Source organism: Adhaeribacter sp. (assembly GCF_057359045.1).
In genome coordinates this window covers 88,846-109,875 of sequence record NZ_JBMQUD010000012.1, presented here as the reverse complement: position 1 = coordinate 109,875, position 21,030 = coordinate 88,846, and the positions used below count along the sequence as shown (strand labels likewise).

At 43.5% G+C, this 21,030-nt stretch carries 16 protein-coding genes; 8 read left to right on the top strand and 8 right to left on the bottom strand.

Going from position 1 to position 21,030, the window contains the following annotated elements; genetic code table 11:
• Positions 1-51 precede the first annotated feature (51 nt).
• A complete protein-coding gene (locus ACO1R6_RS02785; protein WP_486261988.1) occupies positions 52-2,148 on the top strand; it encodes an outer membrane protein assembly factor BamB family protein in 2,097 nt (698 codons plus the stop codon).
• Between the two features lie 174 nt (positions 2,149-2,322).
• The gene (locus tag ACO1R6_RS02780) at positions 2,323-3,873 is read left to right on the top strand and encodes a M20/M25/M40 family metallo-hydrolase (protein ID WP_486261987.1); all 1,551 of its coding nucleotides are present in this window, start codon (positions 2,323-2,325) and stop codon (positions 3,871-3,873) included.
• Positions 3,874-4,175: 302 nt separating this feature from the next.
• Here ACO1R6_RS02780 and ACO1R6_RS02775 read toward each other — a convergent pair whose 3' ends face one another.
• Together ACO1R6_RS02775 and ACO1R6_RS02770 are read right to left on the bottom strand one after the other, a co-directional pair.
• Entirely contained in the window at positions 4,176-5,768 is a 1,593-nt protein-coding gene (locus ACO1R6_RS02775; protein ID WP_486261985.1) for a hypothetical protein, read from the bottom strand.
• A 363-nt stretch (positions 5,769-6,131) separates the two neighbouring features.
• Entirely contained in the window at positions 6,132-7,556 is a 1,425-nt protein-coding gene (locus ACO1R6_RS02770; RefSeq protein WP_486261983.1) for an MATE family efflux transporter, read from the bottom strand.
• 941 nt (positions 7,557-8,497) lie between these two features.
• On the opposite strand from ACO1R6_RS02770, the gene lptB reads away from it, so the two are divergent.
• From lptB to ACO1R6_RS02755, 3 genes are all read left to right on the top strand, one after another.
• On the top strand, positions 8,498-9,229 hold the full coding sequence (gene lptB / locus ACO1R6_RS02765) for an LPS export ABC transporter ATP-binding protein (protein WP_486261981.1): 732 nt from the start codon (positions 8,498-8,500) through the stop codon (positions 9,227-9,229).
• Between the two features lie 285 nt (positions 9,230-9,514).
• A complete protein-coding gene (locus ACO1R6_RS02760; protein ID WP_486261979.1) occupies positions 9,515-11,026 on the top strand; it encodes a GH3 auxin-responsive promoter family protein in 1,512 nt (503 codons plus the stop codon).
• 105 nt (positions 11,027-11,131) lie between these two features.
• Positions 11,132-11,521: a hypothetical protein gene (locus ACO1R6_RS02755; protein ID WP_486261978.1), complete on the top strand. Its 390-nt coding sequence runs from the start codon at positions 11,132-11,134 to the stop codon at positions 11,519-11,521.
• Between the two features lie 299 nt (positions 11,522-11,820).
• Here ACO1R6_RS02755 and ACO1R6_RS02750 read toward each other — a convergent pair whose 3' ends face one another.
• Together ACO1R6_RS02750 and ACO1R6_RS02745 are read right to left on the bottom strand one after the other, a co-directional pair.
• The gene (locus tag ACO1R6_RS02750) at positions 11,821-12,459 is read right to left on the bottom strand and encodes a response regulator (protein ID WP_486261976.1); all 639 of its coding nucleotides are present in this window, start codon (positions 12,457-12,459) and stop codon (positions 11,821-11,823) included.
• Positions 12,460-12,893: 434 nt separating this feature from the next.
• The gene (locus ACO1R6_RS02745) at positions 12,894-14,006 is read right to left on the bottom strand and encodes a PAS domain-containing sensor histidine kinase (RefSeq protein ID WP_486261974.1); all 1,113 of its coding nucleotides are present in this window, start codon (positions 14,004-14,006) and stop codon (positions 12,894-12,896) included.
• 187 nt (positions 14,007-14,193) lie between these two features.
• Here ACO1R6_RS02745 and ACO1R6_RS02740 point away from each other — a divergent pair, with 187 nt between their 5' ends.
• Both ACO1R6_RS02740 and ACO1R6_RS02735 read left to right on the top strand, forming a co-directional pair.
• Positions 14,194-15,330 carry an ATP-binding protein gene (locus ACO1R6_RS02740; RefSeq protein ID WP_486261972.1) on the top strand — a complete coding sequence of 379 codons (1,137 nt, stop codon included), beginning with the start codon at positions 14,194-14,196 and terminating at the stop codon, positions 15,328-15,330.
• Positions 15,331-15,345: 15 nt separating this feature from the next.
• Complete coding sequence (locus ACO1R6_RS02735) at positions 15,346-15,816, top strand: response regulator (RefSeq protein ID WP_486261970.1); 471 nt, start codon at positions 15,346-15,348, stop codon at positions 15,814-15,816.
• Positions 15,817-15,872: 56 nt separating this feature from the next.
• Here the strand turns inward: ACO1R6_RS02735 and ACO1R6_RS02730 are convergent, their stop codons facing one another.
• On the bottom strand, positions 15,873-16,757 hold the full coding sequence (locus ACO1R6_RS02730; RefSeq protein ID WP_486261969.1) for a cyanophycinase: 885 nt from the start codon (positions 16,755-16,757) through the stop codon (positions 15,873-15,875).
• Between the two features lie 577 nt (positions 16,758-17,334).
• Between ACO1R6_RS02730 and ACO1R6_RS02725 the strand changes: the two genes are divergently transcribed.
• A complete protein-coding gene (locus ACO1R6_RS02725) occupies positions 17,335-17,592 on the top strand; it encodes a hypothetical protein (protein WP_486261967.1) in 258 nt (85 codons plus the stop codon).
• 185 nt (positions 17,593-17,777) lie between these two features.
• Here ACO1R6_RS02725 and ACO1R6_RS02720 read toward each other — a convergent pair whose 3' ends face one another.
• The 3 genes from ACO1R6_RS02720 to gltX form a co-directional block, all read right to left on the bottom strand.
• Positions 17,778-18,542, bottom strand: coding sequence for a TIGR00266 family protein (locus tag ACO1R6_RS02720; RefSeq protein ID WP_486261965.1), 765 nt, complete (start codon positions 18,540-18,542; stop codon positions 17,778-17,780).
• An 89-nt stretch (positions 18,543-18,631) separates the two neighbouring features.
• Entirely contained in the window at positions 18,632-18,937 is a 306-nt protein-coding gene (locus ACO1R6_RS02715; RefSeq protein ID WP_486261963.1) for a hypothetical protein, read from the bottom strand.
• 327 nt (positions 18,938-19,264) lie between these two features.
• A complete protein-coding gene (gene gltX / locus ACO1R6_RS02710) occupies positions 19,265-20,806 on the bottom strand; it encodes a glutamate--tRNA ligase (protein ID WP_486261961.1) in 1,542 nt (513 codons plus the stop codon).
• Between the last annotated feature and the right edge of the window lie 224 nt (positions 20,807-21,030).

Sequence of the window (21,030 nt, the reverse complement as noted above, 5' to 3'; positions counted from 1 at the left end):
TAAACCGGATTTTCTGCTCTTCTGGTAAGTACCTGTAATAGTTTAAGCTGGATGAAAAATAAAGTATTACTCCTTCTCTCCGTAGGGCTTTTTACTTCTTGTATCAATTCTTTATTACCCAACACCAATTGGAGCGAGTACAATGGCGATGAAGCCAAAAGTCATTATTCACCGCTCCGGCAAATAACTAAACACAACCTTAAAAGATTAAAACCGGCTTGGGTATATGCCTCCGGCGGAGCCGATACCGTACAGAATAAATCCCAGATGCAGTGTAACCCGATTATAATAGACGGAACTTTGTACGGGGTTTCGGCTAATACACAGGCATTTGCTTTAAATGCGGCTACTGGCCAGGAGCGCTGGAAAACAAATCTGCAAAATGTTGGCGGTACCATTAGCCGGGGTGTAACTTATTGGGCCGCTGATAGCGATAAGCGAATATTTTTTGGGGCCGGCGAATGGTTGTATGCACTAGATGCTAATACCGGTTTGCCCATAGAAAGCTTTGGCCAGGCGGGCCGAATTAATTTAAAAGTGGGTATAGAACGCCCCGGTGCCGATAATATGGTACGGCCCAATACGCCCGCTACAATTTATAATAACCTGGTTATTGTGGGAGCAAGGCTAGCCGAAAGCGAAACCGCGCTGCTCGGCGATGTCCGGGCTTATGATGTACGTTCGGGTAAGCTGGTTTGGACTTTCCGGACCATTCCGGCCGAAGGGGAGTTTGGCTATAATACCTGGGCACCGGCTCACCCGCGGGAGCGCCTGGGTGGCGCAAATGCCTGGGCCGGTATGGCTATCGACCGGAAACAGGGCATTTTGTTTGTTCCAACCGGGTCGGCGTCTTACGATTTTTACGGCGGCAACCGCAAAGGCGATAACTTGTTTGCCAATTGCTTAATTGCCCTGGATGCCGCTACTGGTAAGCGCCTCTGGCATTTCCAGTTGGTACACCACGATATTTGGGACCGTGATTTACCGGCACCACCTAATTTATTAACTATTCGGGCGGGAAAAGGTAAAAAAGTGGCAGCCGTGGCCCAGGTTACAAAGCAAGGGCAGGTATTTGTATTTAACCGCGTAACCGGCGAGCCGCTTTTCCCGATTGAAGAGCAACCGGTGTCTACCGATGCCATTTCCGGCGAACATCCCAGTCCTACCCAACCGGTACCCCTAAAGCCCGCGCCTTTTACAAAGCAAACCTTCACCGAAAAAGATATAAATCCGTTTGCGGCTAACCCTGAGGCTATTGCGGCCACTCTAAAAAAAGCGCGCACCGGTAGCCCGTACCTGCCTTTGGGTAAAGACATGACCATATTCTTTCCGGGTACCGACGGCGGAGCCCAGTGGGGTGGGGCGGCCACTGATCCCAAAGGCATTATTTACATTCCGGCAAAGCAAAATCCGGTTTTTTCGGCATTGGTAGAGCGGGAGCAGATTAAAAACAAAGGTGTAGTAACCGGTGCGCAGTTGTATACCCGTACGTGTGGTGCTTGCCACGGCCCCGACCGCCAAGGCAGCCACGACGGCACGTATCCGTCGTTATTGGCGCTCGATAAAAAATTGTCTTCTGAAAATGTTTACCAGATATTACGTACCGGGCGGGGCCGCATGCCTTCTTTCTCGCATTTACCGGAACAGGAGCAAAAAGCAATTGTAGATTATCTATTTAATAAAGCCGATACCGAAGTAAAGGTAAACAGCCCCCAGGAAGGTATGCCTTACCAACATACGGGTTATAACCGCTGGTACGATGCCCATGGTTACCCGGTAAGTGCACCGCCCTGGGGCACGCTAACGGCTATAAATTTAAATACCGGCAAGCATTTATGGCAAGTACCCTTGGGCGAGTATAAAGATTTAACGGCCCGCGGCATTCCGCCAACGGGCACCGATAATTACGGCGGGCCTTTACTTACGGGTAGCGGATTAATTTTTATTGCCGCCTCTAAAGATGAGCAGTTCCGGGCTATAGATAAAAAGACCGGGAAAATATTGTGGCAGGTTTCCTTGCCGGCTGCCGGGTACGCCTCGCCGAGTACTTATGCGGTAGGAGGTAAGCAGTACGTGGTTATTGCCTGTGGCGGCGGTAAACTCAATACCAAATCCGGCGACAAGTACATTGCTTTTGCCTTGGAGTAGCAAATCAGGTTCTTTTATGGCTCTGCAGTAACCGGATGATTAAATTTTTAAAGCAGCTAAAAAGCTAACGCTCCTACATTTGTATGTAGTCGGGCTCAGGAAATGGCCATAACTGCTTAATATTTTGATTTATTCTGTAATTTCGGTGATTAGTTATCAGCAAAAAGAAATTACATGAGAAAAATTTCGCAAATATTCTTCCTTTTGTTTCTGCTATTGGGTAACGGAGTCTTTGCCCAAAGTAAAGACCCCGTAGTAGATAATATTGTAAAAGAAGCTACTACCAATTCGCAGTTAGAAAAGCTGGCCCACGAATTAATGGATGTAATTGGGCCCCGCCTGGTGGGTACACCGCAAATGAAACAAGCCAACGATTGGGCCGTTGCCCAGTACCAAAGTTGGGGTATAAACGCCCGCAACGAAAAGTGGGGCGAATGGCGCGGTTGGGAAAGAGGTGCATCGCACATCGATCTGGTTTACCCGCGCACCAAAACCCTGGAAGGCATGCAACTGGCCTGGAGCCCCAACATGAAAAAGGCGGTTACAGCCGAAATGATTATTATTCCGGAGGTAACTGATTCGATAGCATTTAAAAACTGGTTACCGGCCGTAAAAGGCAAATTTGTCATGATTTCGATGCTGCAACCAACGGGTCGGCCAGATTACAACTGGAAAGAATTTGCCACGCCCGAATCTTTTGAGAAAATGAAAGCAGCCCGTTTGGCCCAGACCGAGGCCTGGCGCAAGCGCATCGGCAAAACGGGGCATACGGCGCGTACCTTACCGGTAGCTTTAGAAAAAGCTGGTGCAGCGGGTATTGTAATGTCTAACTGGTCTAACGGGTTTGGCGTAAACAAAATATTTGGTGCTTACACCAAAAAAATACCTACCATTGATATTGCTCTGGAAGATTACGGCCTACTTTACCGTTTAACCGAATCGGGAAATAAACCCCGAATTACCGTACGTACCGAGTCTAAAGAAAAAGGCGTGGTACCTACTTTTAACACCATTGCTGAAATCAAAGGTACCGAAAAACCCGAGGAGTACGTGATATTATCGGCCCATTTCGATTCCTGGGATGGCGGCACAGGCGCTACCGACAACGGCACCGGCACCTTAACCATGATGGAGGCCATGCGCATCCTGAAAAAAGTTTACCCTAATCCCAAACGGACCATTCTGGTGGGTCACTGGGGCAGCGAAGAACAAGGCTTAAACGGCTCGCGCGCCTTTGTAGAAGACCACCCGGAAATTGTATCGAATACTCAGGCGGTATTTAACCAGGATAATGGTACCGGCCGGGTCGTAAACCTTTCGGGACAAGGCTTTGTAAATTCGTATGAATATCTGGGCCGTTGGCTAACCAAAGTTCCCGACGATATCCGGTCGCAAATCCAGACGAGTTTTCCGGGTACGCCCGGCACTGGCGGTTCCGATTTTGCTTCTTTTGTGGCAGCAGGGGCTCCGGCTTTTTCTTTAAGTTCTTTAAACTGGTCGTATGGCACGTATACCTGGCATACCAACCGCGATACTTACGATAAAATTGTGTTTGATGATGTGCGCAGCAATGCCATTCTAACCGCTATTTTAGCTTACATGGCCAGCGAAGACCCGCAAAAAACTTCGCGCGATAAAAGTGTTTTACCCCTCGATGCCAAAACCGGTAAACCCGGCAACTGGCCAACTCCCGTTAAACCTAACCGGCGTGGTGGCTTGAATTAAGTAATCAGTTTTAAGTGATCAGTAGTAAGATCTTATAAAATTGTTCTTTAACTACTTATAAGAATAAATGATGTAAGATAATGCTGCCCTAATATTTAATTAGATATAGTGCTTAGAATATTATGAGTTTATTGCGCTTCTTGCGCTTCTTGTCAAAACATGTAAGGCTGTTATAGCACCTTTGGCAAGTTTAAAATAGCCAAGACGCGGGTTATAGTAATTTCTGGTTTAAAGGTAGTACAAAATAAAAGCGCCTGGAGAAAAGAATCTCCAGGCGCTTTTATTTTATAGCCAAGTTTGGGTTAATTTTCGGGATTAAAGTCTTTAAAAGTTTTGCTGATGTTTTCGTTGGTGGCTTTGTTTTTATTTTGCCAACCTGAATCCAATTCCAGCGCTACCAAGCCTTTTAAATTAAGCACCGCTACAAACTCATCGGTTTCTTTTACAAATTCTGACCGGCGCCGGGCCGATTTAAGCGAATATTTACGGGCATAAATATCGCCTTTGGTTTGTAACTCATTGCGTTTTTCAATAATGTAATTCAGGCGGTCTATTAAATCTTTCGTAGAACGGCCAATTACTTCGGTTGCTTCCAGGGTCCCAATGGTCATAACCAGGGTGCCTCCAATGGTAGTTATTTTTTTGGTGGTGTTGGGCACTTCTATTACAACCGGCGAAATACCGGTAGCGGCTCCCAGGGTAGCACTGGTGAGCGAACGGCCTTTTTTGCCTTTACGGGCCCGGTTGTATTTACGCTTCAGGTCTTTTTCGGCTTGCTTTAGTTGTTCCATCAGGTCATAAGCCCGCACCAACGACGAACGGTATTCGCTGTATAGTTTCTGGTCACTCTCGGCCTCGTTAACCGCATTCACAACTGAAAAGGCTATTTTACGTTCATGCTGCTTATTTGATTTATCCAGCACAAAAAACGTAATATTAAAAGAAACCGAATCTTGCGGATCTTTTACAAAGTCGTAGCCCGGTTTCCAGATAAATTCATACTGAGACGGGGTGTTTTTTACAAGTGCACTGGGAGGTACACCCGGATTTTCCGAAATAAAGCTAAACGAAGCAATATCACTTTCTCCGTTCGGGTCGTCTAACTGAAACTTTAAATTAAGGGTAACATCTTCTTTAAACTTAAACCTTTTCTGGGAGGGAATGAGTATGATATTAGGAGGCAAATCCTCCTGGGTTACTTCAATTTTGAATTGACCTTTAGTGCGGGCTTTGGTTGGTTGGTCTTCTACGTAAAACTCCAGCTCTATGGGGGTGTTCCGCAACTGGTTAAACTGGGTACGCGAAGGTTTCCAGGAAAATTCTCCCTGCGCCGACAGTTTAGCGCCTTGCGGCATGCTACTTAAAATAGGAATAATAGTAGTGGGATCATTGTCTTCATCTTTTATAGCCGAAGATTCTATGGTATAGGTGTTATTGGTATTATTTTGCACATACAAAGGCTTTAGTTCGCCTACAATGGGTGCTCGGTTTACGTGCTCAACCTTAAAATCCACTACCTGGCTTACCCGCTCGTCTTTTTCGTTTTTTGCTTCAAATAAAAGTTGTACGGTCCGTTCTTTGGCCAACCTATCCACAAAATCGTAGCTCGGTGTCCAGGAAAAATGGCCTAGGGTATCAAACTCCAGCCCTTCTATACGGCCTTGCGTAACCGAATACGTAAACCGGCTACCGGTCCCGCCGGTGGCTTTTACCTCAAACTGAAGTTTTTTCCCTTCTTTAAGCACATTCCAGCCTGCCTGATTGGGAAAAACAAGTTTTAAAGGGGCATTTGAAGCGGCGGGTGTAGCTTTGACCGCATCAGGTGTTATTTCTTGGGCATGGGTTTTAACCAGGAGTAGTAAAACAGCAGAGAAAAAAAGAACGCTCTTCTTCATGAAAAGGAATTAATGTATTAAAGCTGAAATCGACTTTAAAGGTAACAAAGACTTTAATGTTAGCCAAAGTAAAGATGCTACAATCATTTAATGCAAATAAATTTACGACTTAGCCATAAGAGATAATTCTTTAAAACAAAGATTATTCCAAAATAGGCCAGGATTATTAAACAAATATCAAATACATTTAAGTTGAAGTCTGGGAACGAGGAAATTTAAACGAATATTCTGTAGCAAACCTGAAGCATTGTCAAAAATCAGCATTCTTCAACGTTCCGGCATCAAAAGTAGCTTCAATTAGGTAGCCAGCCTAATTGTGGTTGGCTACCTAACTGAAGCTAATAATTTAAAAACTGAAAAGATTTACACCTTAACTTTTTTCCAGTTGCCTTTCCGGAACAAAATAATGCCGGCTATAGAAATAGAAGTTTCGGAAATGGGTATTGCTACAAACACCCCCGTTGGTCCCATACCGGCGTAAATGGCCAGGAAATAGGCCAACGGAATCTGGAATAGCCAAAACCCACCTAAATTTACCCAGGTAGGTGTCCAGGTATCGCCGGCACCGTTAAATGCATTTATTAGCACCATGCCAATGCCGTAAAAAATATACCCCAAGCTCATAATCTGGATGGCCCGGACGGCAATAGCTTGTACCTGGGCATCGTTCGTGAAAAACGAAATAAACAAAGGAGCGCCGCTTAAACTTAAAACGGTAATTACGGCCATAAACAGCACATTGTACTTAGCGGTTGTAATTACAGCCTGTTCGGCCCTTTGCAGTTGTTGTGCGCCCAGGTTCTGGCCAACCAGCGTAGATGCCGCATTACTTAAACCCCAGGCCGGCAGCATAAAAAACATAAGCAGGCGCAAAGCCGTTTGATAACCCGCCGAACCATGGTCGCCGCCGGTAGTAGCCACCAGTTGGGCCAGAAATATCCAACTGCACGAAGCAATTACAAATTGTAGCACCGCCGGCGACGCAATCTGCACCAAGGATTTAATTTGTGCCCAATCGGGCAGAAAATGGCTTAGCCTTACTTTTAGCGTATTGTTGCCGTTAAATAAATGATAAGCTTGGTACAAAACGCCTAAACCCCGGCCCACAGTAGTAGCAATGGCCGCCCCCGTAAGGCCAAAGGCTGGTACCGGCCCCCAGCCGTTAATAAACAAGGGGCAAAGAATAATATTGGCCACATTGGCTACCCACAGGCTTTTCATGGCAATAGCCGCGTTGCCGGCGCCTCTAAAAATGCCGTTTACCAGGAACAGGAGCATAATAAAAATACTACTGCCCATCATAATCTGCATAAATGGGGTGCCTTGCTTCGCCGACTCGGCCGAGGAACCCATGAGCAGTAAGATATCGGTAGCGTAAATAAGGCCCAGGGCACTGATAATTGTATTTAGGGCAACAGCAATTAAAATGGCCTGCATACCGGCTTTGGCGGCAGCAACCGGGTCTTTTTCGCCGATGCGCCGGGCCACTACCGCTGTTGCCGCCATACTTATACCAATGGCCAGCGAGTAAATAACCGTTAAAACCGATTCGGTAAGACCAACTGTTTGTATGGCATAGCTGCTGTTGTGCAGGTGCCCTACAAAATATAAATCTACCAGAGCAAATACCGATTCCATAATCATTTCCAGCATCATAGGGATTGCCAGTAAAATGACCGCTTTTTTAATACTGCCGGTGGTATAATCTACTTCCTCGCCTTGCAAGGATTGTTTTATAATATGGTAAGCACCAGATAATTTTCTTCTGAATAGTCCGGATGAAGACATAAAACTAAAATAATAATATAGGAAAAGACTGGGTAGCCTGCAGAGCGCTACCAAATTGATAAGCTAGAAAGGAGAATTGCCCTTACCGCGGAGGGAGGGCTGCTAAAGCTATCATAGTCATTTAAAATCTGGTGGACAAATATAGTATATTACTGGGGCTCCGTATAACTTTTAATATTATTTTTTCTGGGAAAGACCTAAAACAGTCAGAAATCAGGCCATAAATATTACTTTTTACCCACAAGGCAACAAGCATCGGAATGCCATAAGAAAAATATAGAAAGGCTAATTACAGAAAAGATGCATCAGTTCAGTTTCCGTACCCAAGTCGATTAGAATAATATGAAGACACTTTTTCTTTAGTCTGAAGTATCATATTTAAACAAGAGCCGAGATTATTGGAATATGACTCTGTCTTTCGGGAATAGGTGGTAAATACCTAGAAATAAGTATTGTTCTGCACTATAAACATCAGCAAGTTTGTGCATTAGCTTAACCAGTCGCCAAAAGGTAAAGGAGTATTGGGTCGCAGCTTTTTAACAATTGCTATACACCGGAATATTCAAAAAGTTAAAGACATGTTGGTTTGTTGGTTTACCAGATAAGTACATTGTTCAAAATAAAATTGCCGGTATTAGCTTCATATTTCTTAAAAACAATTACTGGCTATTTCGGCTGGTCTTGCTAGGTCTCTTTATTAATTAAAATTGCTGTGTTTGTATTTGGGTGAAAAGCCGGTACTTATGGTACCGGCTTTTATTTTTTTCAGGTTAAGGCCAGCCATACACTTTTAAACTTTAGCGGGCGTTCAAAAGTAAACCTTTACAAACTAAACGGCGGTAAAAACAAGCGCTATTTAAAAGCAAAATAAACCGTAGGTTAGGCCGCCAAAGTATACCTTGGCTTGTTCTATCCCGTTTAATTTCCTTAATTTTGAACCAATGATACTGAAGGCAGAACATCTTTTTAAAAAATATAAAGCACGCACCGTAGTAAACGACGTGTCGGTAGAAGTAAACCAGGGCGAAATTGTGGGTTTGCTGGGCCCAAATGGGGCCGGTAAAACCACGTCTTTTTATATGATTGTGGGCCTGGTAAAACCCAATACCGGTAAAATTTACCTCGATACCGAAGAAATTACCAGCTTACCCATGTACCGGCGGGCCAAAAAAGGTGTGGGTTACCTGGCGCAGGAAGCTTCGGTTTTCCGGGATTTAACCGTAGAAGAAAATATACTGGCCGTACTGGAAATGACCGATAAGCCCAAAGTTGAACAACGCGAGAAAGTAGAAGCCTTGCTGGAGGAGTTTTCTTTAACGCACGTGCGCAAAAACAAAGGAATGGTGCTGTCGGGTGGGGAGCGGCGCCGGACCGAAATAGCACGGGCCCTGGCTGTAGATCCTAAGTTTGTGCTGCTCGATGAGCCTTTTGCCGGCGTAGACCCCATTGCCGTAGAAGAAATCCAGAGTATTGTGGCCAAACTAAAAAACAAAAATATTGGTATCCTCATTACCGACCACAACGTAAACGAAACGCTCTCGATAGTTGACCGCGCTTATTTGCTTTTTGAAGGCAAAATATTAAAGTCTGGTACCGCCGAAGAACTGGCCGCCGACGAGCAGGTGCGGCGCGTTTACCTGGGCAAGCACTTTGAGTTAAAACGAAAAATTTAAGTTGAGAAGCAATTAATCCTAAACCACTCAACATGGCGAATGTAGATTGGTTTAGCGCGGCTATTTTGTGTTTTACTGAAGTAATAAAAGATAGTAATAAAATAGGATAAACACAGTTAGCAATGTGTTAAATTGGATGCTTTGTGTTTAAAAAGCCGGCATAAAATATACCTGAGAAAGCAATTGCTAAATTATTTAAAACCATTCGCGGCTGAAAGATTATTTACTACATACTAATTTGTGAATATTTATTTTCTAATTACTAAAAATTAAGACCGGAAAGCTTTGGAGATAATTAATTCGATCATGACCTGGGTCATGAAAAAGCGCATACACCAGATTGAATTATTTAGGAAGTACCCGCACGATGTGCAGCGCGAATTATTTATTAACCTGCTGCAAACCGCCAAAAATACTGATTGGGGTAAAAAATACCGTTACGACGAAATCACCTCGCCGGAGCAGTACCGGCAACGCGTACCCATATCGGCTTACGAAGATCTGTATCCCGAAATAGAACGCACCATGAAAGGCGAGGCCAATGTGCTGTGGCCGGGCGTAATTACCTGGTTCTCTAAATCGTCGGGTACTACCAATGCCCGGAGCAAATTTATTCCGGTTTCTAAGGAGGCTCTGGAAGATTGCCACTACAAAGGCGGCAAAGATATGCTTTCGATTTACGCCAACATGTACCCCGAAACAAAGCTGTTTAACGGTAAAATGCTTTCGATTGGTGGTAGTTTGCGCCCCAATGAGTTTAATTCCAATAGCCAGTGCGGCGATATATCGGCAGTAATTATGCAAAATTTACCCATCTGGGCCGAGCTGGGACGCACGCCGCCGCTAAAGGTTGCCCTAATGGATAAGTGGGAAGAGAAAATAGAAGCCATGGCCGAAGCTACCATTCCGGAAAATGTTACCGGCATTTCGGGGGTGCCCACCTGGACCTACGTACTCCTAAACCGCATACTGGAAATAACCGGCAAAAAGAATATTACCGAAGTTTGGCCTAACCTGGAGCTGTTTGCCCACGGTGCCGTAGCTTTTAGCCCTTACCGGCCGCTGTTTGCCAATATTATTCCTTCCGATAAAATGCATTATCTCGAAATTTATAATGCTTCGGAAGGTTTTTTTGGCATTCAGGACCAGCCCGGTACCGATGACGAAATGCTGCTGATGCTGGATTACGGCGTGTATTACGAGTTTATTCCGGCCGATCAGTTGGACGCTGAACAACCCCTAACCATTGGTTTAGACCAGGTAGAGCTAAATAAAAATTACGCGCTGGTAATATCTACCAATGCCGGTTTATGGCGCTACAAAATTGGCGATACCGTTAAATTTACCAACCTGGAACCCTACCGCATTAAAATATCGGGCCGCACCAAACATTTTATCAATGCTTTTGGCGAAGAAGTAATTATAGAAAATGCCGAAGCTGCGGTTACGGCCGCCTGCGAGAAAACCAACGCTATTATTTATAATTTTACGGCGGCACCGCTGTATTTTGAAGGCCGCAACCGCGGTGGCCACGAGTGGATTATTGAGTTTTCGCGGCAGCCCGAAAATTTAAGCCAGTTTACCCAGGTTTTAGACCAAACGCTCCGGCAAATTAATTCTGATTACGATGCGAAACGGCAAAACGATATTGCCCTGCAGGAACCTATAATCCATGCCGCACCAACAGGTACTTTTTACCGCTGGCTTAGCCAGAAAGGTAAATTGGGCGGGCAACACAAAGTACCCCGTTTATCTAACACGCGCGAGCACCTGGACGAGATTCTTAAATTACTGTAACTGGTTTATTGGTAGTAGTTTATATTCTCCAGTGCAGCTTGTTTTTTGCTGCTCAATGCAACCAAAATAAATCAGAGTGGGTCATGGTTATAAAAGGATAAAGCCATGAAAAAGATATTATTGTTTGCTATCGCAATTACACTGATGGCCTTTTCTTGTGAGAAAGAAGATGAGCCCTATTTATTAACCGCAGTGAATACCTGTGCTGTAGAAAAACCCTTAGAAGAACTGGCGTGGCTAAAAGCCGAAGTACAGCGCCGGGAACAGAACCCATCGGATGTTGAGAAATATTTTTACATTCAGCAAGCCGATTATAAGGGGCAAACAGTTTTTATCTATAATAACTGCTGCCCCATGTGTATGACTGTTTTGCCGGTTTATAATTGCCAGGGTGAGCTATTATTTATGTTAAGCGATAAGCCCGAAGAAGGTAAAAACATTAAAAACACCAAAATTCTCTGGAAGCCAGCCAACTTTGCCTGCGCTACAAATTAAAAGTAATGTTCCATAGCAAAAAAAAGCACCGGCAGATACAAGTACCGCCGGCGCTTTTTTTTGCTATTTGCTCGGTGTTGCTACAACCAGAAAAATAAAAAGGGTACTTATAGGTACCCTTTTTAAATAATAAAGCTATGGCAATAAAAAATAAAGCTATTGTTTAACAACATAAATTTAGTACCCCTTAGCCAGCATAAATGTTTCTTAGCTTATAGTAATCAGGTAGTTGTACGGAACAAAATACGGGTTTCTAGCTTTTTAGGTATTTATTACCAGTTTATCTATATAAATAGCTTCTAGTCCAGCAAATGATGGCGGGCGGCGTATACAATCAGGTGGGCCGTGTTCCTGGATTTTGTTTTCAGCAGAATATTTTGCCGGTGGGTCTCAATAGTTCTTTTACTATTAAAAAGCATATCGGCAATTTGTTCGTTGGTGTAGCCATCGGCAATTAAACGCAGCACCTTTAATTCCCGTTCCGATAATTTTTCGGGTTTAGATGTCTCAATCGGGTTAGCCTGGGCTTTTTCCAGAAAGGATAAACTAATATCGGAAGTAATATATTTATAGCCGCTCGCCACAATCCCAATGGCTTGTACCAGTTCTACCCGGGTAGCTGTTTTCGTTAAATAGCCCACTGCACCTGCTGCCATGGCCTGGGCTACGTAATTTTCATTATTCAGCATAGATAGAATAATTACTTTAATAGCCGGAAAATGTGCTTTTAAATGAGCCGTTGCCGCCAGGCCATCGGTGCCTGGCATGTTAATATCCATGAGTACAATATCTGTTGGCGTATTTTGCAGCACTTGTAATAACTCGGGTACCGAGGCCACATCGGCTACTATTTTAAAGTTGGAGGCGGTATTTTCCAGTAAACTCCTTAATCCATTCCGAACCACCTGGTGGTCATCTACTAATATTATCCTAAGCATAGTAGTATCTTTTATAAATGCATAGTATCCTAATAAAGAATAATTTCTTGTAAAGCATCAGTTACTATTTTGGTTTTATGATATAAAAGTGTAAAAAGGTTGAAACACTTCCAGAATAGGCCGCGGTGGCTCTTTTAGAATTTTACACAGCCTTTCCGTTAAAAGAACTTAATGCGGGCATCAGGTAAAAACTGTCGTATCTGATAAGCAGATGATCGGGTAATAATATTAGCGTTCTTGGGTAGAATACATAACATTATAAATTCTGGTTCAGGTAGCCGTGTTCTTTAAGTAAAAAAACACGTATTTAAGTATCTGGCTAATAAATTAAAGGTATAAGTAGCCGGGAGTAAGTATTTATCTGCTTATTGCATTAATTTCTTTGTCGCGGCTAGCCTGGTTGTGCCCCGTAAGAATTATTTGCGCTGGCGGGTCTAGGTTTTAGGAACTTCAATGTAGAAAGTAGTGCCTTTATTTTCCTGGCTTTCGAACCAGATGTGGCCGTGGTGCCACTCCACAATGGTTTTGATAATAGACATGCCCAAACCCACCGAAGGCTCGCCTTTCAACCCGGGCCGCCGGGCTTTGGTAAACTTCTCGAATAAAGTAGCGTGGTATTTTCCGGGAATGCCAATACCGGTATCGGTAACTTTAATTAAAACAGTAGCTTCTTTTTCTTCCAGGGCCACGGTTATTTCTCCCCCATCCGGCGTAAATTTTAGGGCGTTCGAGATTAAATTGTTAATAACCTGCATAAACTTATTATCATCCAGCTCCAGGAAAATAGGGTCGGTGGTATAAATAAAATGAAAAGTTTTGTGCGTGAGTTGTTGTGTTTGCTGGTATTGCTCCAACGATTCTCTTATGGTTTGTACCAGGTTTACGCGCCGCTTAATTAACTCTACGTTGGCCGATTCCAGAAATTCCTGCTTTACAAAATCCTGAATTAACTGTATGCCTTGCTGGCTGCTTTTCTGAATTAAGCAGATTATTTCCTGTACATCTGTATTCTGATAAGTTTTTAAATCGGATTTAAGCACTTCGGCCATATTACCAATTAAACCTAGCGGCCCCGCTAAATCGTGGGAGAGAATATTAAGAATAGCATTCTTTTTATCAGAGTACTTCTTCAGAACATCATTATATTGCTTTTGGGCAGTAATATCGGTGGCATAACCCATAATTACGCCTTGTTCTTCCTGCAACAGCGGCTTTACACATACCCATCTTTCGGTGTGGTTCCGTAAATTAATCCGAAATTCAACCTCATTAATAATTATTCCCTTAAGTAAATCCTGGTAAATCTGCTGTACGTGTTGCTTATCTTCCGGGTGCACCATGCTCATCAGCAACAAAGGCCTTTCCTGGACACTCTTACGGGTACGGTGTAGGATTTTTTCGAAAGCCGGATTAAGATAGGCCAGGCGATTAGCCGCGATTTCGTAAACAAAAACCACGTGGTCTACTTCGCTGGTAAAGGTTTTTAAATAATCGAAAGATGGTTCCAAGGCCATGGCTTCAGCAGAAACGCTGTTACCCCATAGCATAGGTCGCCTCTGGTTATACTACCTTTATTAAGGCCTTTAAGTTCAATTATTTAGCACAGGTACATATTTAAGCTTTTATCTGCCTTATTCTAATCCTAACTAATAATTTACACCAGACTGTAATTGCTGGTAAAACCTGTTTTATAATTTATAGTAGAAGGAATAAATCAGGCAAATTACATTATTCATGAACAATTATTATTCGGCCGAAAGCATAAACACTTACTTTATAGAACAAATAAAGAATTATGCTGTTTTTGCTATGGATACAAAAGGTATTATAAAAACCTGGAACAAAGGCTGTGAGCGCATAAAATGGTTTACCGAAGAAGATACAATAGACCAGTTTTATGGCATGTTGCACCCCGATGAATACCAGCAAGCCGGCAAACCCCAGGAGGAACTGGACGAAGCTTTAAAAAATGGCGTTTACGACACCGAAGACTGGCGCAAACGCAAAGATGGTTCTTTGTTTTGGGCTAGTGTTACCCTTACGCCTATATTTTCGGCAGATGGACAGCACGTAGGTTTTACAAAAATTACCGGCGATATAACCAAGCAAAAAGAGCTGCAGGATAAACTGGCCGAACGCCAGCAAGGTGCCTTAGAGGATAAAAACGACCAACTACACAAAATTAACCTGGATCTGGATAACTTTATTTATACGGCGTCTCACGATTTGCGGTCGCCGATTACCAATGTAGAAGCGTTAATGAATTTATTGAAAGACGAATTAACTCAATCAGACTGCCTGACCGAAGGAACAGCAGAAATAGTGCAGCGGGTTAACGCCTCAATTAATCGCCTGAAACGCACCATCGATGACCTGACTGAGATTAACCGCCTGCACAAAGATTTCAGCGAGAATCCGTCTGCCGAAATAATTAATGTAAAGGACGTTTATGAAGATATTATTGCCGACTTAGACTTTGTGCCCAGCCAAGATCATTATTTTATAAAAACCGATTTTCAGGTGCACCAGCTTAAGTTTTCGCGGAAAAACTTCCGGAGCATCTTATACAACCTAATTAGCAATGCCATTAAGTACCAGTCGCCGGAACGGGATTGTATTATTAATATTGATACCCGCCTGGAAGAACCTTATGTAATATTACGGGTAGAAGACAATGGACTAGGTATGAATGAGCGGCAACAAGAACAATTATATACCATGTTTAAACGTTTTCATGACCATGTAGAAGGCAGCGGCGTAGGCTTGTTTATGGTAAAACGAATTGTAGAAAATGCCGGTGGTAAAATAGAAGTAAATAGTGAAGCGGGGACGGGTACCGAGTTTAAGGTGTATTTTAAAGCGGAAATGTAAAATTAATTTTAAATATTGCCTCAAATTCCTGCCCAGATTAAAAAATATATAGTAGTGGAAGAAACGAGTACCAATAGAGATAAACCAGAAAAGCTAACCCAAATAAATACGGTTTTGGTTATAGATGACGATGATAACTGGTGCTTTTTGTCGAAGAAAATTTTACAAAAGGCCGGGGTTGGCAAAAAAATTATTACGGCTTCTAATGGACAGGAAGGAATAAATAAATTGCAGGCTTTGGCTAAAGCCGGAGAGACCCTGCCCGATATTATTTTTTTAGATATAAAAATGCCGGTAATGGATGGTTTTGAATTTTTAGAAGAACTAAGCAAAACTACCGGGCTTAACCTAAGCCAGACTAAAATTTTTATGTGTACCAGTTCTTTTCATCCCAAAGACCGGGAAAGAGCAAATATATATCCGATTGCCGGCTTTCTGACCAAACCATTAACGGCCGAAGGACTAGGAGAAATTTTACAGGCATAAAACCGGCTACTTTATACGCTGGTAATATGGGGAGATTATTTATAAAGGATGCTGGTTTAAATATGTAACTGCTCGTGCACCGGAATGCGGTAATGTTCACCGTTCCGGAGTAAATGAACTTTTAAGCCTCTTACGGTAAAAGGCTCGCCGCTATTTATTTCATAAATATTGGTATGGCTAATATCCATACCATCTACTACCGTTACCAAACCACTGCCCAGTACTTCTATATTTCTGCCCTCCGATACCAGTATAGCGGTGTCTTCTTCTAAACCAATACCAATACAACCCGGATTGGTGGCAATAGCCTGCGACATCCGGATGATGCGGCCCCGGGAGATAAAGTGGGTATCAATGGCTACGTCTTTTATAAATTCTAAGCCGGTAGTTACCTTCACATCGCCTTTAATCATGCCCCCCTGCACTTCGCCTTCGTAAATCATGGGCGTAGACATGGCCGCAGCCCCGGCGCTGGTACCGGCTATTATAATCCTGTCAAAAGTATATCGCTCTTTCAGGCGTTGCAGCAGTTGGGTTCCGCCCAATATGGCCGTTAGTTTTAATTGATCGCCGCCCGTAATAAAAACGCCGGCCGCCTGATCTATCATTTCTAAGTAAGCCGGTTCTTTGGCGTCCAGACGCGTCCGGATGTCTACTACCGCTACGTTGCTAATTTTTAGTTTTTTAAATACGGCCTTATAATCGTGGGCCATTTCTTCCGGCATACCAGATGCCGTAGGTATAAGGGCAATCAGCGGATTATGGCCTTGCAGTTCCTCTACAAAGCGGCCTAATATTTCCAGGTTATGAAAATTGTTATGTTGCCGATCTTGCGGGGTGTTTCCTTTGTCTTCTTTTCCGCCTATCGAAAGCAATTTGCCAGTAGGCACGGGTAAGCCGTTATGGTTTTCCTTTTTCTTGGAATTTTCTTTTTTTGCCATACATAGGAGCCCTCCTGGTCAAGAAATTTATTGATTAGGTTTTAGGAAAAAGCGTAACGAACAAAAAAGCAAAATCCTTCTCCTGCGCCTCTGATTTTACCTTTTACAGCGGTTTAATGTTTTAAGATATAACTATTTGGTTCTATAAATTTTATAGTGAAGTTGTTTAGAGTTTCTCTAAAATGTTAGTTTGGCCGCCATTGGTGGTGTTATCACCGCCAATTTTTAAACTCCTGCCCGACTACTTGCCGGTGATAACACACGGCAAGGGCATATTTTTTGGTGATTTACAAAACTCTAAACTAGTTCAGTATTAGTGCAGTATAAAAGAAATAGAAAGCTCTCCGCCAATATCTTATTGGGCAAATAGCTTACAAGTGCAGCAGTGGGTATAAAACCAGAAAATTTGTTGATACCTGGGTAGGGCTCAAACGCGGTTTAAGAAGTTTTCTTAAGATTAGAATACGTATTTATAGGTGCATTTTCTTGCGTATTTATTCCGGGAAATCCGCTTATTTACCTGGTACCAAAAGTTGCCGCAGGCGTATATAAGCTACATTCTAAACACCACAAACAGATGGAAAATTTTCAGAAAGAAATTTCGTATTTTCTTAGCCACAAACAAAGACTTTGTGCAGCTTACGCAAACAAATATATTGTTATCCGGAACAAGACCGTAGTAGGTGATTACGAGAGCTACGCCGATGCTTTTTCGCAATCTTTAGCTCAATACAACCGGTTTGATTTTTACGTAGCACATTGCGTGCAGCCGCCAGCTTTTTTAGCAGATTCTAAAATCAAGAATAAACCATTATTTAAATCGGCCAGATCTTAGCCAGAAAAGCTTTACTGGTTAATATACTTAGTTTTTAATAATGAATTGCTTTTAATAAAAAATCAGGAGGAAATTCCCGGCTTACAGCTTTAGAATTTCCTCCTGATTTATTTTAGGGAGTACGCCTACAGTTATTGCCCAAAAGCAGGCAAATATTCAGGTTTAATTAGATAAGCCAAGGCTTATTATTCCAGAAAGCTACTCAGCAAACCACCTTCTTTATTGGCATTCTGGCCGCGGGGCATTAAAGCCTCAATCAGTTTCTTAACCGGCATTGATTGCAGCCACACCCGACCGGTACCGCTTAAAGTAGCCAGCATTAAACCTTCACCGCCAAATATCATCGATTTTAAGCCACCCGCCCGCTGAATATCAAAGTCGATGCCGCTTTCGAAAGCTACTACGCAGCCAGTATCTATGCGTAAGGTTTCGTTTTGCAGGCGTTTTTCTATAACCGTACCGCCGGCGTGCACAAAGGCTAAACCATCGCCGGTAAGGCGTTGCAGAATAAAGCCTTCGCCGCCAAAAAAGCCCGCGCCTAAGCGCCGGTTAAACGTAATATTTATTTTGGTGCCCAGCGCTGCCGCTAAAAAGCCATCTTTTTGCACAATTAAACCCTGGGGCATCTGGCTTAAATCTACGGGCATAATGGTGCCGGGATAAGGCGCCGAAAAAGCAACCCGGCTTTTGGGCCGGTAACCCCGGTGGGTAAAATGGGTCATAAACAAAGATTCGCCGGTCAGGAGCCGGGAGCCAGCCGAAAATAATTTACCCAAAACGCCTTGCTCGGGTTCTGAGCCGTCGCCCATCTTGGTTTCAAAGGTAATGCCGTCTTCCATGTACACCATAGCGCCGGCTTCGGCAATTACGGTTTCATGCTGATCTAACTCTACTTCCAGTACCTGGATATCATTGCCATAAATTTTATAATCAATTTCGTGCGAACGCATAGTTTTAAGTATTATCGGTTAAAGGGTTTATGTCTTTTAAGCAAGTATAAATACTTTTCGCCGGGTTCGCTAAGCTGGCTTTAAAATATTTACTTCTTGCGTTTAGAACGGGGCGGTAAATCATCTTCTGCGGTATTATCATCGGCGCCACCTTTCAGAAAATCTTCGTCATTGTCTTCGTTTTCGTCTGATTCCTGCACATGAAACTCATCGTCATCGTCGGCCTCTTTGTTCACCAGCTTTTTGTCATATACATTTTTATCCAGGAATTTATTTATCTGGTCTATGTCGTAGTTAGAGGTTATTTCGCCCAGCGGATTTATCTTTATCTCAAAGCCCTCGAGCTCTTTGTGAACCCGGGCTTTCTTTTCGGAAGTTTTTTTCTTTTTTGCCATGGTAATTGCCTGGTTTAGTCTAATTATTTTTTCTGAATAAAACCTTTTTAAGGCTTTAGGTACTTAAAACGCAAAAAACCGCGGCACGGATGAAGCGGGTTCTGGTTTAATTCCTGTTTTGAAAAAGAAGACAAGAGCTTTGTCTTTAAATATTAGCTAATTCGCTTTTTTTCTTCAGCTTCTTTAGCCGACGACACCGCATAAACTCCACCTCGCTTTATTCGCGGGCAAACAGCATTATTTTACGCAGGTGGTGGGAAAAAAAATGGTCTGCCGGGATAGGCAGACCACAGATAATATTTCTTACTATAAGCTAATCGCTAATAATTAGGCCGTAATATACGTTTGCAGTTTTTCTTTAGCCGTTTCTATCCGGCGGGCAGCTTCGTCGGGGCCAATAATCTGGATAATAGCCATTAAATCGGGGCCGGCTTCTAAACCGGTAATGGCTAAACGTAAGGCCTGCATTACCTGGCCTATTTTCATGCTGTGCTGCTCCAGAATTTGTAGTAATAATCCTTTTACATTATCGGCAGTAAAATCGGGCAGGGTAGCTAGCTGGTTTTTAAAATCGTCGAATACGGCAACGGCTGCATTGTTCCATTTTTTTTCGGCTACTTTTTCGTTGTATTCCTGCGGCGCCACAAAGAAATAAGCCGCTTCGCGCCAGAAATCCTGCGGAAACGTTACCCGCTCTTTCATTACACCGGCAATTTGTATTGCTTTTTCTTCGGTGCAGGCAATATTGTGCTCGGCCAGGGCGGCCAATAAATATTGGGCTAACTCGGTGTCGGGTTTGGCACGCAAATATTGCTCGTTATACCAGCGGGCTTTGTTTATATCAAAACGGGTACCCGATTTACCAATGCGCTCAATCGAAAAGGCTTCGGCCAGTTCGTCCATGGTAAATAATTCTTGTTGGGTACCGGGGTTCCAACCCAAAAAGGCCAGGAAGTTTACAAAAGCTTCGGGCAAATAGCCGCTCTCGCGGTAACCACTCGATTTTTCGCCGGTAAACGGATCAAACCATTGCAGCGGGAACACCGGAAAGCCTAATTTATCGCCGTCACGTTTGCTTAACTTGCCGTTGCCATCGGGTTTTAAAAGCAATGGTAAGTGGGCAAATTCGGGCATGGTGCTTTCCCAACCCAGGTAGCGGTACAGCAGCACGTGCAATGGTGCCGATGGCAGCCATTCTTCGCCCCGGATTACATGGGTAATACCCATTAAATGGTCGTCTACAATATTGGCCAGGTGGTACGTGGGCATACCATCCGATTTCATTAAAACTTTATCGTCGATTGAAGAAGAGTGCACGAGTACCCAACCCCGGATTAAATCTTTAAGCCGGATTTCTTCTTTACGCGGTACTTTCAGGCGGATTACATAAGGCGTGCCGCTTTCCAGGAGTTGTTTTACTTCGTCTTCGGGCAAAGTAAGGGAGTTGCGCATGGTAGCGCGGGTAATGGCATTGTACTGAGGGGTAGCTACTTTGGCCGCTTTAAGCCGCTCGCGCATGGCATCGAGTTCTTCGGCGGTATCAAAGGCGTAGTAGGCATGGCCGTCGTTTACCAGTTGCAGCGCGTACTCCATGTACATGGGTTTGCGCTCCGATTGCCGGTAAGGAGCGTGCGGCCCACCGTGCAGGGGGCTCTCGTCTAACTTAATGCCGCACCACTCCAGCGACTGAAATATATAATCTTCGGCACCAGGTACAAAACGGTTCTGGTCGGTGTCTTCGATGCGCAGCAACATTTTGCCACCCATTTTTTTGGCAAATAAATAATTGTAGAGGGCCGTCCGGACACCGCCAATATGTAAAGGCCCCGTTGGGCTGGGCGCAAATCGTACTCTTACTTCTCTTTCCATGTCAAAAATAACTATCTGACGCTATTCTGGTCGTGTTATTAAAAATTCGTGCAAAGGTACACAATCTATTGCTGATTTGCACCGAATATCTGCTTTCGCGTGCGGGGGTATATTGTGGTAATACCTATATCCGGAGCCGGTAATTTGTTCTGTGGCTAAATACCCGAAAATTAATGTATTTAAATATATACTACTTTTTACCATACGGCTAAAGTTTTTTACGT

Excerpts from the sequence above, each read along its gene's own strand:
- ACO1R6_RS02785 (WP_486261988.1), top strand. The coding sequence starts at position 52 with ATGAAAAATAAAGTATTACTCCTTCTCTCCGTAGGGCTTTTTACTTCT.
- ACO1R6_RS02780 (WP_486261987.1), top strand. The coding sequence starts at position 2,323 with ATGAGAAAAATTTCGCAAATATTCTTCCTTTTGTTTCTGCTATTGGGT.
- ACO1R6_RS02775 (WP_486261985.1), bottom strand. The coding sequence starts at position 5,768 with ATGAAGAAGAGCGTTCTTTTTTTCTCTGCTGTTTTACTACTCCTGGTT.
- ACO1R6_RS02770 (WP_486261983.1), bottom strand. The coding sequence starts at position 7,556 with ATGTCTTCATCCGGACTATTCAGAAGAAAATTATCTGGTGCTTACCAT.
- lptB (WP_486261981.1), top strand. The coding sequence starts at position 8,498 with ATGATACTGAAGGCAGAACATCTTTTTAAAAAATATAAAGCACGCACC.
- ACO1R6_RS02755 (WP_486261978.1), top strand. The coding sequence starts at position 11,132 with ATGAAAAAGATATTATTGTTTGCTATCGCAATTACACTGATGGCCTTT.
- ACO1R6_RS02750 (WP_486261976.1), bottom strand. The coding sequence starts at position 12,459 with ATGCTTAGGATAATATTAGTAGATGACCACCAGGTGGTTCGGAATGGA.
- ACO1R6_RS02745 (WP_486261974.1), bottom strand. The coding sequence starts at position 14,006 with ATGCTATGGGGTAACAGCGTTTCTGCTGAAGCCATGGCCTTGGAACCA.
- ACO1R6_RS02740 (WP_486261972.1), top strand. The coding sequence starts at position 14,194 with ATGAACAATTATTATTCGGCCGAAAGCATAAACACTTACTTTATAGAA.
- ACO1R6_RS02730 (WP_486261969.1), bottom strand. The coding sequence starts at position 16,757 with ATGGCAAAAAAAGAAAATTCCAAGAAAAAGGAAAACCATAACGGCTTA.
- ACO1R6_RS02725 (WP_486261967.1), top strand. The coding sequence starts at position 17,335 with ATGGAAAATTTTCAGAAAGAAATTTCGTATTTTCTTAGCCACAAACAA.
- ACO1R6_RS02720 (WP_486261965.1), bottom strand. The coding sequence starts at position 18,542 with ATGCGTTCGCACGAAATTGATTATAAAATTTATGGCAATGATATCCAG.
- ACO1R6_RS02715 (WP_486261963.1), bottom strand. The coding sequence starts at position 18,937 with ATGGCAAAAAAGAAAAAAACTTCCGAAAAGAAAGCCCGGGTTCACAAA.
- gltX (WP_486261961.1), bottom strand. The coding sequence starts at position 20,806 with ATGGAAAGAGAAGTAAGAGTACGATTTGCGCCCAGCCCAACGGGGCCT.